A 16,311-nucleotide genomic window follows, 5' to 3' on the forward strand; every position below is an offset into this window, starting at 1 on the left:
TAATAATAAGAGAGCAGGGTTTAAATGAACCCTGCTCTCTTATTATTAAAAGTAGATATAGAAAGGCTTCTAAAACTGATAAGTAACAGTAGCATTTACATTGCGTGGGGCACCAGGGAAGTTGCGGAGATTATCATAACCACTAATCCAATAGGTGCGGTTGAGCACATTGTTTACATTTACTTGGAACTGTACTTCTTTTACTTTGTAGTAAAGTACAGCGTTTACTAAGGTGTATTCGGGGTAGGAGGCAGCAGTAGCGCGACGCCCTACTTGCCCTAACCGCTCACTTACATAATTCACTCCTACACCTAGCCCTAAACCTTCTAAAGCACCTTTTTGGATGATATATTTCGTCCAGAAATTAGCGGCATGACGTGGGGTGCTGGGGCGTTGCACATTTAGGTCTTTTAGGGTGCCATTTTCTTTTAGTTTTACAATACGTGCATCGGTATAGGCATAGTTTGCCACTATACTCCAGTTGGGTATAATGCGTCCGGCGATATCTAGTTCAAAGCCATTTGATTCTTCATCTACAGGTACACGCCAATCGGGTTTGCCTGCTTTGGCACTTTGCTCTAACGAGTTTTCTTGCTTGATTTTAAACACTGAAAGGGTAGCATTTAACCGCTTGTTGAACCATTCGGTTTTGAGTCCTATTTCGTGTAACTCACTTTCGACATAATCAAAGGGGCCTCCATAGCGCTCGGGGTCGGACTGTATATTGGCGCCTTGAGGCTGAAATCCTTTTACCCAAGTAGAATATAGATTGATGTTTTCACAGGCTTCTACCACTAATCCAACACGTGGTATAAAGACTTGGGTTTTACCTTGAGTCTCTTTGGTAGTGCCTTTGTTGAGGATTTCGGTAAACCACTCTTGTCGTAACCCTACAAGTACTTTCACAATGCTGATGTCCATCTGCTCTTGCACATATACGCCATGAGAATATTCCTCATACGGATTGAGTACATTTTGGCGATAGATATACTTGCTAATGTCTTTATACGCATTGCCTTCCGGACGATTTTCTAAATCGAACACTGGGACATTGGTAGTAGGGGTTTGTACTGACCCTGCTAATACGTTAGTAGTGGTGGTGTAGGTGTTGACTACTTTGGTTTTGTCCTTGTTCAAATACCCCTGAGCAGTAGTGCCTGAGGCGCCATATTTCTGTTCTGATAGGAAATAGTCATACCCTACCAATAACTTGTGTTTTACGATGCCTGTGTTGAAAGTGAAGTTGAAGTAGTTATTAAAACTATTGTTGGCAAAGGAACGCTTGCGCTGGTTAAAAGTCATCAGTACCTTGTTGGGGTCGGCATAGCGGAAAGCATTGGCGCCATTGCCTATTTGCTTGTAGTACAAGTTGGCTTGGGTATGTTCTTGCATATCCTCACTATAAGTAGAGTTAAGGTAGATGGCGTTAAACGAAATATGTTCGTTGAACTTATGAGAGAGCCCAATAGTAGTGTTGAGTGTGTTTTCTTTAAGGAAATCATTGGCAGCACTCATAGACATACTGATGGGTGTATCATAGAGGGTGCCATTGGCAGGGAAGACTTGCCCTCGGTCTATTTTGCCATTGAAATTCTGATATACAAAATCTACATTTACGCGGGTTTTATCATTGGGGAGGTAAGAGAATGAAGGGGCGACTATATAGCTTTCAGAGCCTTGCAAATCACGGAAAGAGTCGGTTTTTTCATAGCCTAAATTGAGGCGGTATAAAAGGGTTTTCTTAGGGTTAAGAGGGCCTGTAAAATCGGCGTAGGTTTTGAGGGTATTCCAGCTGCCAACACCTACCGAAATGCTGTTTTGTTTTTTTAGAAGGGGCTTTTTGGTTACCCTATTGATCACTCCGCCAGGGGCAGCATTGCCAAAGAGTGCTGAGGCAGGGCCTTTGATGACTTCGACGCGCTCGATATTAGCCAATGATGATTGCTTCCATAGGCTTGTTTGGGCACGCATCCCATTGAGTAGGTTACCTGAATTGCGGTTGCCTGTTGCCCGAAATCCGCGTATTGAAAAATCGTTGTAGGAAGTGTATTGGTTTACCCCACTGATATTTTTTACTACCTCATTGACGGTAGTAGCGCCTTGGTCTAAAATAAGCTCTTTGGTAACGTAGCCTACTGATTGAGGAACATCTTTTAGGGCAGCGGCTGTTTTGGTACCTATAAAGGAATTGGTATTTTTATAGCTGCTTTCCTTTCTGCCCACTACTTCGACTTCTTGTAGGGCGGTGAGTTCTTCGGTGAGTTGTACATCGAGGTGGGTGTGTGTGCCACTGGGATTGGGGCTGATATCGGTGCGTATTTTTAGTGGTTGGAAGCCTACATAACTAAATATAATAGTTTGCTTGCCTACGGGTATGTGGTGGAGATTGTAAAATCCTGCCTCGTTGGTAGTAGCGCGTTATTAGTGCCTTCGAGCAGTACGGTAACTCCTACAAGGGGCTGTTTGTTTTCATCGGTTACACGCCCTCTTACTTCGGTTTGTTGGGCAAAAATATAAGAGATATTAACTCCTAAAAGTGTTAATAACAGAAAGATACGTTTCATAAATTATTTATTTAAAATTATTCTACTTTATTACAGTGTGCAAAAATAGAGATATTTTTAAATATAACAAGCAAAAAGGGGGGTGAAATTTAATGATTAGCTTGTTTTTTGAAATAGGAGGTGTGATGTATTGGGGTGGTTTAGTGATAAAAAAAAGCTGCTAAGCATTATGGCTTGGCAGCTTTTCGTTTTGTAAAAAGTGAGTGTTTTTATTTGTTACCTTTGTTGTAATCGGCGAGGAATTGTGCTAGACCGGCATCGGTAAGGGGGTGTTTTAGCAAGCCTAAAATGGCTGATAGGGGTGCTGTGATTACATCGGCTCCTATTTTGGCGCATTCCATAATGTGCATAGTGTGGCGCACTGAGGCTGCTAATATTTCTGTTTCGAAGCTGTAATTGTCATATATCTGGCGGATATCTTCGATTAGAGAAAGTCCGTCGGTAGAGATGTCGTCTAGCCTACCTATGAAGGGTGATACGTAGGTGGCGCCTGCTTTGGCTGCGAGAAGTGCTTGTCCTGCGGAAAAGACTAAGGTGCAGTTGGTACGGATGCCTCTGTCGGTAAAATATTTGATGGCTTTGATGCCTTCTTTAATCATAGGTATTTTCACGACTATTTGTTGTGGGCATAGGGCGTATAGTTCTTCGCCTTCGCGTATCATTCCTTGGAAATCGGTAGCGATTACTTCGGCTGAGACGTCGCCATCTACGATTTCGCAGATGTTTTTGTAGTGCTGAAGGATGGCTTCTTTGCCGGTGATTCCTTCTTTTGCCATTAGTGATGGGTTGGTGGTTACGCCATCGAGGACGCCTAAATCTTGGGCTTCTTGTATTTGTGCTAAATTAGCGGTATCGATAAAGAATTTCATATTGTTTAAAAATTTAGTAATATTCGATTGTTCGTTTGTATGTGGCGCTTAGTTCGCCATTGTTGTATTCTTTTATTTCGGTAGCGCTACCTTTGCTATCGTATTGGTATTGGTAGGTAATTTTGTTTTGGGCTTGGCTTTGGGCTAAGTCGTCGAGGGTTACTGAAGAGATGAAGCCTTTGTCGTTATAGGTAAAGGTTTTTTTTCTGGTGATGGCGGCTCCTTTTTTGGGGTAGGTTTCTTCGGTAAGGGTTTGTCCGTTAGGGTTATAGGTAACGACGAGGAATTGCTCGAGGGTTTGTGAATCTACTTCAAAGGTAGTTTCGGCTACGGTTCCTTCTTTGGAGTAGGAGAAGTGCATTTTGTATTTTTCGCCTCCTATTCTTTCGTTTTCTATTTCGGTAGGGAATCCTTTGTCGTTGATTTTGGTAATGGTTTTTTGTATTTCGGTGCCTTTATTGTCGTAGCCTATCATTTCGATGGTGTTGGCTGCGGGGTATTTAAAGGTTCTTTTGAAGGTTTCTTTATGGGTTTCGGAATTATCTTCAGAGATGAACCACATACGGCGTTCGGCTTGGGTGAAGAAGCCTTTTTCATTGAAGGAGTAGAAGGTGGTATCGGTGCGTTTGCCGTATATGTTATTGTATTGGGTTACTTCGGTAACTTGTTTTACTTTTCCTTTTAGTCGCATATTATCGGCATCGTTAGGTGCGGTGATATTTTTGTTACAGCCCACTAATGCTAAGGGGGCGATGAGTGTGAAGATAAGTTTTTTCATTCGTAAATTGTTTTTTTAGGCTGCAAATATAGGGCTTTTTTTTGAATTGGCAATAGGGGAGAGGAGTTAGGGGATAGGAGATAGGGGATAGGAGATAGAGGGTTGTTAATAAAAATAGGGGAAAAAGGGAGAAAGGGTGAGAAAAATGTAGGGTTTGGGGGAATTTGTTGCGGATTTGGCAAAGGGTGGGTGGGGTGGAGAAGGGGCTGGAAATCAGGCTTATGAGGGTTATACTTCGTTTAGAGTTCGTTTATCCTTCGTTATAGGTTCGTTTAAAGTAGGTAAAAGGTAAGGGTTAAGAGGTAAGAGGGTGGGGATGTAATGGGCTGATTATTAGGGGAAAGGAGTTAGGAGATAGGGGATAGGTGGAGAGGGGGTGGTTTTTGCATTATTCGCAATGGGAGGGTTAGGAGATAGGAGTTAGGGAGGAGGGGTTGGGAGATAGGGGATAGTGTGGGGGTGGGGGGAATAACTTTGGGGGAATTTGACAAGTGATGAGTTTTTTTTGTATTTTTGCCCCAAAATTGAAACTACTTTTATAATCTATTTTAAATAAAGAAGATACAGGAATTACAAGAAGATTAGGTAATGATTTAGTAATAGCTCTTATTTCATTTGATTATACCTATTTTCTCAGTAACTTCTAGGTGAAAAGGTACAACATCTTGACAATATAACCAAAAAAATTTACCTTTGCACCCGCAGACGTGCAGCAACGCACGTCTGCGTGGAGCTGGTAATGTGTCAGATGTGTTATTTTTAATTATGTAGTAGAATGCGACAAAATCAAAAAATTTTGTCAGATTGAAAAAAAATGTATCTTTGCTCCCAATATGAGATTTTTCACCTTCATACTTAGCTTATATCTGTTGGCACTCACTGGGCTGCCTTGTACGGATATGCTTGAAGGTGAGGAGTCTTCAGCTTCTTATGAATTTGTAACAGCCCCAACTGGGGAACACTCTCATTTTCATTTGGATAGCTGTTCATCTTTCTGCATTTGCACTTGCTGCCAAATGGTAATCAGCACGCCCACTACTTATGAGGCCTTAACCATTGCTCAAGCCACCGCAACCATTCCCTCCTATAGCTATCCCCTGACCGTATGGTCTTCGAACTGCTATGGGAATATCTGGACTCCTCCCAAGATATAGTCTTTTCTTTCTTCATCTCAAGTGATTGTTCATTAGTCATCTCACCCATCATTAGTCATTAACTAATCATTAATTCTTATTAGAAATGTTAGACAAAATCATACTATTTAGCATCAAAAATAAGCTATTTGTAGGATTCATGACCCTTATGCTTATTTTTTGGGGCGTATGGAGTGCTACAAGGCTCCCCATTGATGCCGTTCCAGATATTACTAACAACCAAGTACAAATCATCACCTCTACCCCTACTTTGGCCTCACAAGAGGTAGAGCAACTGGTTACTTTTCCTATTGAGCAAGCCATCGCCAATATTCCTGGGCTGGAGGAAACACGCAGTATTTCCCGCTTTGGTCTCTCGGTCATCACAGCCGTCTTTAGCGAGGATATGGACATCTACTTTGCCCGCCAGCTAGTCAATGAAAAGCTCAAGGAGGCACAGGAGCAAATCCCTCAAGGCATAGGCTCGCCCGAACTCTCACCCGTGAGTACCGGACTGGGGGAGGTATATCAGTATATCATTCGCCCTACGGAACAGAGCAAAAACAAATATTCCGCCAAAGACCTCCGCACCATGCAGGACTGGATCGTGGCTCGCCAACTCTATGGTACCAAAGGAATAGCCGAAATCAACAGCTTTGGAGGCGAACTCAAACAGTATGAGGTGGTTATAGACCCCGATCGCCTCCGTGCCATGGGGGTGAGTGTCAGTGATATTTTCACTGCTTTGGAGCAGAACAACCAAAATACAGGAGGTGCCTATATCGACAAGCGCCCCAATGCCTACTTTATCCGAGGAATAGGCATGGCTCGCTCCCTTGAAGACATAGGCAATATAGCCGTAGGCAAGCACACCCCTCCCCTCTTTATCAAGCATGTAGCCGAGGTACGCTTGGGCAGTGCCCTCCGCTATGGTGCCCTTAGCTATAATGGCGAGGTGGATGCCGTAGGTGGGGTAGTGATGATGCTCAAGGGCGAAAACAGCCACGAGGTAGTCAGTCGTATCAAAGAAAAACTGCCCACCATACAGCAATCCCTACCTGAAGATGTAGTGATAGAGCCATTCTTAGACCGCACGGACTTGGTACAACGCGCCATCCATACAGTAGAGAAAAACCTCTTAGAGGGGGCGCTGATTGTCATCTTCATCTTAGTACTTTTCTTAGGGAACCTGCGTGCCGGACTGATTGTTGCCACAGCCATTCCGCTCTCCTTGCTCTTTGCCTTAGGAATGATGAACCTCTTTGGAGTAAGTGCCAACCTGATGAGCTTGGGAGCGATAGATTTCGGAATTATCGTAGATGGATCGGTTATCGTGGTAGAAGCAGTGATGCACCACTTGGCGATCCGAAAGAACCACCAACGACTTACCCAAACACAAATGGATGAGGAGGTATTCCATTCCGCTTCCAAAATACGCAGTAGTGCCGCCTTCGGAGAGATTATCATCCTGATGGTGTATATTCCCATTCTTACCTTGGTAGGAGTAGAGGGCAAGATGTTCCGCCCTATGGCACAAACCGTCGTCTTTGCTATTTTGGGTGCCCTGATCCTTTCCCTGACTTATATCCCTGCCATGAGCGCTTTGCTCCTACCTAAAACAGTAAGTGACAAGCGCAGTTTTGCCGAGCGAATGATAAGCTGGCTCTACCGTCACTACCAACCGCTCTTTGTCCGTTCTATCCGCCTTAGGGGATGGATAATAGGCAGTACCGTGGTACTGTTCGTTCTTGCGGTAGGCATTTTCAGCCGTATGGGAGGTGAGTTTATTCCACAACTACAAGAAGGCGATTTTGTTTTTGAATGTATTCTGCCACCGGGCACTTCCCTGAAGCAGAGCTTGGAGACTTCCATGCAGGCCTCTCGCCTGATTCGTGAGTTCGACGAGGTGAAAATGGTGATAGGCAAAACAGGTTCTGCCGAAATACCTACCGACCCTATGCCGCTGGAAGCCTCCGATATTGTGATCGTACTCAAGAGCCAAGACCAATGGAAAAGTGGTCGCTCCTATGAGGAATTAGGAGATGCCATCATTGAGCGGCTCAAGGATATTCCTGGGGTTTTCTTTGAGAAAAGCCAGCCTATACAAATGCATTTCAACGAATTGATGACAGGTGTCAGACAGGATGTAACGATAAAAATCTTTGGAGAAAACATGGATACCCTCGCCCACTACGCCCAAAGAGTAAGCCAACTTATCCAGAAAACAGAAGGTGCTACCGCCCCACAGGTCGAAAAAGTAAGCGGACTTCCGCAAATCAATGTTACTTACGATCGGGTACGCTTGGCCAACTACGGACTTTCGGTGCAAGAGGTCAATGAGGTACTCAGTACCGCCTTTGCTGGTAAGAAGGCTGGGGTTGTCTTCGAGAACGAACGAAGGTTCGACCTTGTGGTGCGCCTCGATAGCCTCCATCGTACCGGAATTGACGATGTACAGCATATGATGGTAGCTACCGAAAATGGGCAGGTGCCGATGAGCCAATTGGCCACTATCAAATATGAATTAGGCCCCGCACAAGTAAGCCGTGAAGCAGGCAAGCGCCGTATCGTCATTGGCTTCAACGTGCAAGGGCGCGATGTGCAGAGTGTGGTGAGTGATATAGAACAAAAATTAAAGGGCGTAAAGCTCCCTACGGGCTATTACTTTACCTATGGCGGTCAGTTTGAGAACCTACAACAAGCCACCGACCGACTGCTCATAGCCGTGCCTGTAGCCCTACTTTTAATATTTTTCTTGTTATACCTTGCTTTCCACTCTATAAAACAATCATTGCTCATCTTTAGCGCTATCCCGATGAGTGCCATTGGGGGCGTATTTGCCTTGCTTCTTCGGGGAATGCCTTTTAGTATTAGTGCGGGTATTGGTTTTATCGCGCTCTTTGGGGTAGCAGTGCTCAACGGTATAGTGCTTATTGGCACTTTCAACCAGCTGAAAAAAGAAGGAATGACCAACCTTTTGCATCGCGTGATTACGGGTACCGAAATGCGTTTACGCCCTGTGCTAATGACGGCTATGGTGGCGAGCTTAGGTTTCCTACCTATGGCACTCAGTCAAGGAGCAGGAGCAGAAGTACAACGCCCCTTAGCTACAGTGGTTATTGGGGGGTTAGTATCGGCTACCTTCCTCACCCTCTTCGTGCTTCCGTTGCTTTACATCGCTTTCAATAGTACCTTTTCTTGGCGCCGTCCTTCAGCTAAAGTACTCACGATAGTCCTATTGCTTATCAGTCCTATAGCGCTACACGCTCAGCAGTCTTACTCGCTACAAGAAATAGAGCAAATAGCCCTTAAGAACAATGGAGTGATTAAGGCAGCACAACTCAAGCTACAAGGAGCAAGTGCTAAAGAGCGAACCTCTTTTGAATTGGCTAAAACAGACTTTACAGGGCAATACGGGCAGTACAGCAGTGCTGAAAAAGACCTTTCAGTAGGTGTATCACAATCTATTCCTTTGCCTACAGTATTTGCTGCTCGCAAAAAGCTCTATCAAGCAGAGACACAATTACAACAAGGGCAATTAGCCCTTCAGCAGAATGAACTGAAGCGGCAAGTGCGCAACGCATATCAGCAATTGCAATATTTGACTTTTAAAGAGGAACAGCTCTTGCAGCTTGATAGTCTCTACAATAATTTTATTCGCATTGCTGAAGTACGCTATAAAGCAGGGGATACCAAGAAGATAGATATTAACACTGCCCAAGTGAAGAAAGGAGAAATAAGTTTGTTACTTCAACAGAACAAAACTATACAACAAGCTACCTATCGCAACTTGCGTACGTTAATGCAAACAGAAGAAGCATTTACCATTACCAAGTCGCCCGTGTATGAGCCTTTGTTACTCAGTGAGCCTTCGGATGTACAACTCTCTCAGCACCCTTTGGTACAACTCAGCTATCAAGAAGCAAACATAGCTGAGCACAACAAACGTCTAGAGCGTGCCCAAGCCCTGCCCGACCTTACATTGGGCTATACCAATCAGTCTCTTATAGGAATGCAAACCATTGGAGGGGTAGAGACCTATACTGATAGAAGTAAACGTTTTCACTTTGCCACCATAGGGCTTTCAGTTCCTATTTTTACCGCTACCCGTGCCAAGGTGAAAGCTTATAAATATCAGAAAGAAGCAGCTATAGAAGAAGCCCAACAAACAGAAAAACAGCTTAAAACTCAATGGATAAATCTGCAAGAGGAATACCAACTGAATTTGCAAAAATATCAGTTTTACAAACAAGAAGCTCTACCCGAAGCCGAGCGCATTATCCGAGCCAATCAGTTAGGGTATAGCGCAGGTGAAATAAGCTATGTGGAGTACCTTTACACCCTACAGACAGCCGTAGATACCCGCTTAGCATACCTTGAGAGTATCGAGGCGCTTAATCAAAAAGTAATAGAAATACAATCCCTTTTAAACCAGTAAAACAAATGAAAAAATATAGTATAAAAATCGCTTTTATCCTTATAGGAATTAGTCTATCAGCCTGCAATGGCACTCCTACAACTACCAATAATCAAAAGCTCGAAGAGCGCGAAGAACACCACGAAGAAGGAGGCAACCTCACCACCCTTACCCAAGCTCAAATCCAAACTGTAGATATTCGTTTGGGACATATAGAAGAAAAAGCTCTTGCCGCTACCCTCAAAGCCAATGGAATACTGAGCGTGCCTGCCGACCATCAGGCGAAGGTATCGACTGTATATGCGGGGATTATCAAGAGCGTAAAGGTAGAGATAGGCAGTTATGTGCAAAAAGGGCAAGTAATCGCTACTGTTTCTAACCCAGAATTCTTGCAACAACAACAGCGCTTGCTCACCGTTAATAGTCAGATAGAACTTGCTAAACAAGAACTTGACCGTCAGCAAACCCTCTATGAAGGTAATGCTGGTACTGGTAAGAACCTACAAGCCGCTACTACTCAGCTACGCACCCTCCGTACCGAAAAAGCTTCACTTGAAGAACAAATACGCCTAATGGGCTTAAACCCTCAAACACTCACCGATAAGGGAATGCAATCTACTTTGGCGATAGTGGCTCCTATTAGTGGGAATATCAGTGCGGTATATACTAACAAAGGGGCTTATGTAGATGCCTCCACCCCTATTGTGGAAATCATCGACAACAGTTCGCTGCACCTGCACTTGCAAGTGTATGAGCGAGACTTGCCTTACATTAAGGTAGGACAACAAGTGCACTTCAACCCTACCAATAACACCTCTCGCGAATATGATGCCCAAGTGTATAACATTGCGGCTTCGTTTGAAAACGAAAGCAAAAGTATCATTGTACATTGCCACGTAGAGGGTGACAAACAAGGGCTCATCAATGGAATGAATGTAACAGGGGTTATCAGTCTTGACAAACAAACGACCCCTGCTGTACCTAACGAGGCTATCGTAGAGGATGCTGGTAAATCCTACATTTTTCTGGTAACCCAAACTTCGGATAAAGAAACCTCTTTTGAGAAAGTGGAGGTAGTAAAAGGAGCTTCCGAAAGTGGGTATACTGCCATTGCCCCTGTAAAACCTATAGCCCCCGAACAGACTATTGCTACCAAAGGAGCATTCTTTATCAACGCAACCTTAGTAAATGCTGAAAAAGATAGTGATTAGAATTGGTAATGTATCGGATATATTATTAAAATTTTATTACATTAGAAATACAATAAAAATATAAAAGTAAAAAACCACGACTTCGGAGTGTGTTTTAAGCTCCCTGCAAGGGCAAGTGGTTTTGAGGTGCCTACACGCCTAATGCGTGCCTCAAAACACAACTTGCTCTGTTCCGGTGAACAGAAGATTCTCCCTAAAGGTCAAATTTTAATTAACCATAAGAAAAGAAGATAAATACTACAAGCTCATAAAGTGATTTAGGGCATATTAGCAATATATTTAATCACTTACTTACAGAGTTATTTACAATTCTATGTAAAGCTATATGTATATTTGTACATTACTTTGCATTCACGCATCAAAGCAAGCAAGTATGTACGAAGGTAAAAACGTAATTAGGTAGCTACATAGTTTGAAATTTTTATTCGACAATGGGAGGAAAAGCGGTATTCGTTTCAAAAAACAATCTGTAAGAAGCGGCATTTTTCTCATATTTGACATTTTTTTTATTCGCTTAAAGGTCGGAATGAGCTGGTTTCGTTTCGAGTGCCATAAAAGGTCTGTGTTTAGCTTCTACAAGGTTTTTCAAAAAAAATACTACCCGCAGGACAACGGACAAGGGCTGGAGATTTTTTGAAAACCCATCGGGCTTGACCTTGCAAGAAGCGTTAAGAACACAGAAATACCTTTGCACTCGAACAACGAACCGCCATTACGTGCCTTAAGTGTTTAAAACAGGGAAAATAGGTAAGTCTTAATAACACTCTTATCTTTGTGAGATAGCTTTTTGTAAGGCAACAAAAAAATCCATTGACACATCTCTTTTTGAAATATTATCAATGGATTTCTAATTTTTAAAAGACACTGAGAAGCTATCCTATCTTTAAATTCTTTAATCGTTCGGCAGCAATTTCCATATCCTTGCTGATTTTCTCATTGGTGATTTTAGCATAAATCTGGGTAGTTTTGATATTCTTATGTCCCATCATCTTGCTAACACTTTCCAAGGGAACCCCTTCTGTTAAGAACAGAGTACCAAAGGTATGGCGTGCCCAGTGAAATGAAATGGGTTTTTCACGAATGATGTTACAATCTTTCATCATCTTTCTGATTAAGAGATTGCAATTAGTGTTGGAGGGTGTAGGAAACAATGCCTCTGTACGAGTCGTACCTTCATATTTTTCAATAATTTTCTCGGCTATATCCAACAGACGTACATTACAGGGCACATCAGATTTCTGACGGCGTTTGATAAGCCATTTGTTGCCGTCAAAGAACGATTGTAAGTGGCTTCTTTTAAGTTGTTTGATATCAATATAAGAGAAGCCTGTAAAGCAACTAAAAACAAATAGGTCTCGTACTAATTCAGCAGAAGCACTCTTAGGGTGATATTGTAAAAGAGTTTCTACTTCCTCTCTAAGCAAATAGCCTCTATCTTTCTCCTCCATAGAACTTATATAATTCTTAAAAGGATTGCGATAGATAATTCCTTTGTCTATGGCTATTTCTACCATTTTACAAAGGGGCATCATATAAACCCATATTGTGTTGTGAGTAAGACTTTTATTAACTCTAAGATAGAAATCAAAATCGTTGATAAAGTCTTCTGTAAGCTCTTTGAAAGAAATATCACTTCTGCGGTATTTATACTGGATAAACTCGCTCAAATGAGTATATACATTCTCATATTTGTTAAGAGTGCTGTAACTTCTAACACCTTTTTCTACCATCAAGGCAAAGCCTTCTTTGAAATTCTCATAGACTTTTAGCAAGGAATCTTCCATTACTCCTATGCCTAGAAAAGTAGCTTTTAGCTTCTGAGCAGTAACCACTCCCTCGTACTTCATCAGTTCCTTGTAATGAGTAATAATACGTGAGCGAATCTCTTCCAGCTTGCGATTAAGTTGGGTAGCTTCTTCTGTTTTACCTGTTACCCTTCCGTACTTCAAATCCCATTTCTGTGGAAGGATTTCAAGTTTGGTACTAAACTGAGCTACCTGATTGTCAATGGTAATACGCCCCATAATAGCAACCTTACCGTTCTTCTTTGGGGCATTCTTTTTAAGGCAAAACAATACCTTAAAGGTTGAGCGTTTTACTTTTTTCATACTCTAATTTTTTAATTTGCGAAAGTACTTTTTATCAAGTTACTGTACAATATGAAAAAAGGTGTAAAACACTGAAATATAACCTATTAATAAAAAATATTTTTCAGTATGGTAGGTAACGATTTAGAAACCTAATTTTGAAAAAACCTATCTAAAACATCTAAGACTCTGTCTTCTCTTATCTTCCTGTCAAAAAATTAATCCTCTTTGTATGAGCTAATTACATTATTTTTTGTAGTTTTGCTTTTTATTCGTAATTTTGCCCCAAAATTTGTTACTAATGAAAAAGATTGTACACGTACTTAGCTTCTTGGCTGTTACTACTCTTACTGCACAAACCCCTGAGATAGAGGGGACTTATCGTTCGGAACGCCCTGAGGTGGACTTCGAGATACGTATTGCCCCTGAGAATATTGTTGAAGCGCTGATGACTTCGGGGACTTATTCTGTTACTAATAATATACTGAAAATCAACTTTTCGAAAGGGAGTATGTTCAAGGTAAGTAAGGCTAAGAGTGATAGCGAGCAGCTGCAAATTACTTTTGTGCCTGAAGGGAATACGCCTTTTAGTGCGCGTTTTGTGTATCTTGGTTATGAGAACCAGCAGGGCGAGGTGGAATATGTGAGTATGTATAACAAGGTGCAAGATGAGGAAGATTATACGGTTGAAATACCCAGAACGGAATATCTGTACTTGGTGAATGCGTATCATCCGGCGGCTGTAGACGACCCTAAGGCGGCTGTGGTTATAGAAAAATTTGCTATTGGGAAGGGAACTAATGGTTTGAATGTGGCTGTGAACCTTGATAAGGCTGTTAATAATGAGCTTTCATTATTATATAACCCAGAGAAACAGACGCTTACGATTAATGATAGGACAATGTCGTATGAGCCTATTGTTTTTAATAAAGTAACGGCTCCTGACACTAACTTATTGCAGCCTTTATCATACGAGAAAGTAAGCAACTGGAAACATATTATTCCGTTTCACGAAGAAATAGACATTCCTTTGTATAATCCTAATGCTACTCATAGTCAGAAGCTAATACAGGTAAAGAGTTTTGCTGAGGTTTGTTCTTTGGCAAACAAGAATAATACGCTTGTGGCTGTTTTTTACCAACCTAAAAGTGCTAATGCGGCTAAGGAGTTTGAGGAGCTTTTTGAGTGGTATCTTCAAAATGGATTAGATTATAATGAGGAGGAGGAGAAAACGGTGTATAGTTATCAGCCATATCTGGCTACTAGTGCTGATGCTAAATGGCTTAAGAAGAAGGGGGTTACGGTAGCAAATCAGCTTTTGATATTTACTCCTGAAGGTGAGCTTATCTATAAAGAAGACACGACTCCTGCTGAGGTTAGGGAGCGAGGAGGATTGTCATATAAGCAGGCTTCATTGCTTAGGGCTAGTGTAGTTGCACGCCTTATGGATAAAGTGCTTGGAAACCCTAAAGCACCTATTGCTGAGGTAGAAAAGGTTTTTAGTAAAATTGCTAATGACTATTTCACTTCACAACTTTATTTACTTGCTGCTAATAAGCCTAAATCTGTTGAGCTGGATAATGAAGAAGAGGTAGAATCATTGGTAGAGGAACAGATGATGCAATATAGTCCTTACTTTAAAAATATAGAAGGAGTGTATCATTTTAAACTTACATCAGAGGCTTTTCTTACGCAATGGAAGCGCCTAGTAGATGCGCACGAAAAGGATACTAAGCTAAATACTGATTTTGCAGCTATAGCAGCTTTTAATACAGGGAACCTTAATATGTACCAACGTGCTTTTTATTTTTCTGCTCCATACAATGAAACAGACCTTAAGGCAGCTACTTACTTAATTCGGTTTTTTAAAGAAATAAAAGCTTATAACGAGGGATTGCCAGATAAAGATCTTATGGGACTAACTAAGGGTAGTATTAATGTGTTTCCAAACCAGATGGAGAGTATATTTACAGACTTATTATCTTCTGACAATGAGCTATACTTTTCTGCGGTAAAAGAAGCGTATGCAGCAGGGGTGCGCTCGGGAATGTTTTCAAATCTTAGATATATTGAGTTTCTGTATGATAATGATCTTACCCTTGAAGCGGCAAATGCTTTCAGTAATTATTACCAAAGCTTAATGGCTGAAGAAACGCATCTGATAGCTGGGCTTGATAAAGATTTCTCGAAAAATGATGATGATTATAGCTGGAAGTACTATAAGTTGCGCTTTGCAAATAGGGCTAATAATATTGCTTGGAAGGTGTATGAGGAGTTGAAAAATAATACTACCTTGCTTAAGGAAGCTTATAAATGGGCACAATCGGCAGTACAGTTGGAGCCTGAGAATCCTTATTATCTTGATACTCTTGCCCACTTAATGTATGCTAATGGAGATAAACAAAGGGCTATCAGCACTGAAGAGAAGGCAGTGCAGCTATTATCAACCACTGATGATGGTCATGAAGAGGAGCGTGCCCAAGTGAAGGCAAACCTTGAGAAAATGAAAAGCGGAAATTTGTAATGTTATTCCGGTTTAAACAATTTGTTATAAAGCAAGAAGCTGCCGCAATGAAAGTAGGCACCGATGGAGTGCTATTAGGGGCTTGGACACCTCTTTATGCTCCGTCTCGTATTTTGGATGTAGGAGCAGGTACAGGGTTGCTTTCGCTAATGCTAGCACAGCGGACTACTAATGCAACTATTGAAGCTATAGAGATAGATGAAGCTGCTTACAATGAGTGTTGTGAGAATTTGCAAAATAGTCCTTGGGCAGAGCGGCTAAAGGCTTACCACACTTCATTTCAAGAATTTCTTTCGGTTGGGAAGTTATATGATCTTATCATTAGTAACCCGCCTTTTTATACTGCAAATTACAAAGCCCCAGCTGCAGCGCGCCATATAGCCCGCTCGGCTGAGGCTTTGCCTTTTGATATATTACTTGGTGGTGTGAGTAGACTGCTTGCCTCTACAGGGTATTTTTCAGTAATTATTCCTTATGCTGAAGAAGAGAGTTTTATTCATTTGGCAGCACAGTACGCTCTTTATCCTGTACAAGGATTGCGTACGCAGGGCACTCCTGATGCTCCACTAAAACGCAGTCTATTATTATTTAGTAATACTCGTACAATAACTCCCTTTGTCCCGCAAACGCTTACTATTGAAATGACTCGGCATAACTATACATTGGCCTACAAAACCCTTACTAAAGAGTTTTATCTTAACTTTTAATTATCATACATTAAAAAAATA

General features: G+C 41.8%; 10 protein-coding genes. 5 read left to right on the plus strand and 5 right to left on the minus strand.

The features are described from left to right. Positions 1-69 precede the first annotated feature (69 nt). The 4 genes from C4H12_RS11035 to C4H12_RS11045 all read right to left on the minus strand — a co-directional run bounded on the left by C4H12_RS11035 (position 70) and on the right by C4H12_RS11045 (position 4,211). The gene (locus C4H12_RS11035; protein WP_254424766.1) at positions 70-2,223 is read right to left on the minus strand and encodes a TonB-dependent siderophore receptor; all 2,154 of its coding nucleotides are present in this window, start codon (positions 2,221-2,223) and stop codon (positions 70-72) included. A 143-nt stretch (positions 2,224-2,366) separates the two neighbouring features. Further along, a complete protein-coding gene (locus tag C4H12_RS13905) occupies positions 2,367-2,564 on the minus strand; it encodes a carboxypeptidase-like regulatory domain-containing protein (RefSeq protein ID WP_254424767.1) in 198 nt (65 codons plus the stop codon). Between the two features lie 209 nt (positions 2,565-2,773). Then, positions 2,774-3,433 (minus strand): fructose-6-phosphate aldolase, encoded by a 660-nt coding sequence (gene fsa, locus C4H12_RS11040; protein WP_106098975.1) that lies wholly within the window; start codon positions 3,431-3,433, stop codon positions 2,774-2,776. Between the two features lie 13 nt (positions 3,434-3,446). Then, on the minus strand, positions 3,447-4,211 hold the full coding sequence (locus C4H12_RS11045; RefSeq protein WP_106098976.1) for a hypothetical protein: 765 nt from the start codon (positions 4,209-4,211) through the stop codon (positions 3,447-3,449). A gap of 833 nt (positions 4,212-5,044) precedes the next feature. On the opposite strand from C4H12_RS11045, the gene C4H12_RS11055 reads away from it, so the two are divergent. The 3 genes from C4H12_RS11055 (at position 5,045) to C4H12_RS11065 (ending at position 10,972) form a co-directional block, all read left to right on the plus strand. Then, entirely contained in the window at positions 5,045-5,365 is a 321-nt protein-coding gene (locus tag C4H12_RS11055; RefSeq protein ID WP_106097852.1) for a DUF6660 family protein, read from the plus strand. Between the two features lie 85 nt (positions 5,366-5,450). Next, entirely contained in the window at positions 5,451-9,782 is a 4,332-nt protein-coding gene (locus C4H12_RS11060; RefSeq protein WP_106097853.1) for a CusA/CzcA family heavy metal efflux RND transporter, read from the plus strand. A gap of 5 nt (positions 9,783-9,787) precedes the next feature. Continuing rightward, positions 9,788-10,972, plus strand: a complete 1,185-nt coding sequence (locus C4H12_RS11065) for an efflux RND transporter periplasmic adaptor subunit (protein ID WP_106097854.1) — start codon at positions 9,788-9,790, stop codon at positions 10,970-10,972. Positions 10,973-11,844: 872 nt separating this feature from the next. Here C4H12_RS11065 and C4H12_RS11075 read toward each other — a convergent pair. Then, a complete protein-coding gene (locus C4H12_RS11075) occupies positions 11,845-13,080 on the minus strand; it encodes a site-specific integrase (RefSeq protein ID WP_095898438.1) in 1,236 nt (411 codons plus the stop codon). Positions 13,081-13,360: 280 nt separating this feature from the next. Between C4H12_RS11075 and C4H12_RS11080 the strand changes: the two genes are divergently transcribed. Continuing rightward, positions 13,361-15,583, plus strand: a complete 2,223-nt coding sequence (locus tag C4H12_RS11080) for a hypothetical protein (RefSeq protein WP_106098977.1) — start codon at positions 13,361-13,363, stop codon at positions 15,581-15,583. Continuing rightward, the gene (locus C4H12_RS11085) at positions 15,583-16,290 is read left to right on the plus strand and encodes a tRNA1(Val) (adenine(37)-N6)-methyltransferase (protein WP_106098978.1); all 708 of its coding nucleotides are present in this window, start codon (positions 15,583-15,585) and stop codon (positions 16,288-16,290) included. Before C4H12_RS11080 ends, C4H12_RS11085 begins: the two co-directional genes overlap by 1 nt. Positions 16,291-16,311: the final 21 nt, after the last annotated feature.

Origin of the sequence: Capnocytophaga sp. oral taxon 878 (genome assembly GCF_002999135.1) — a bacterium.
Lineage (GTDB): Bacteria > Bacteroidota > Bacteroidia > Flavobacteriales > Flavobacteriaceae > Capnocytophaga.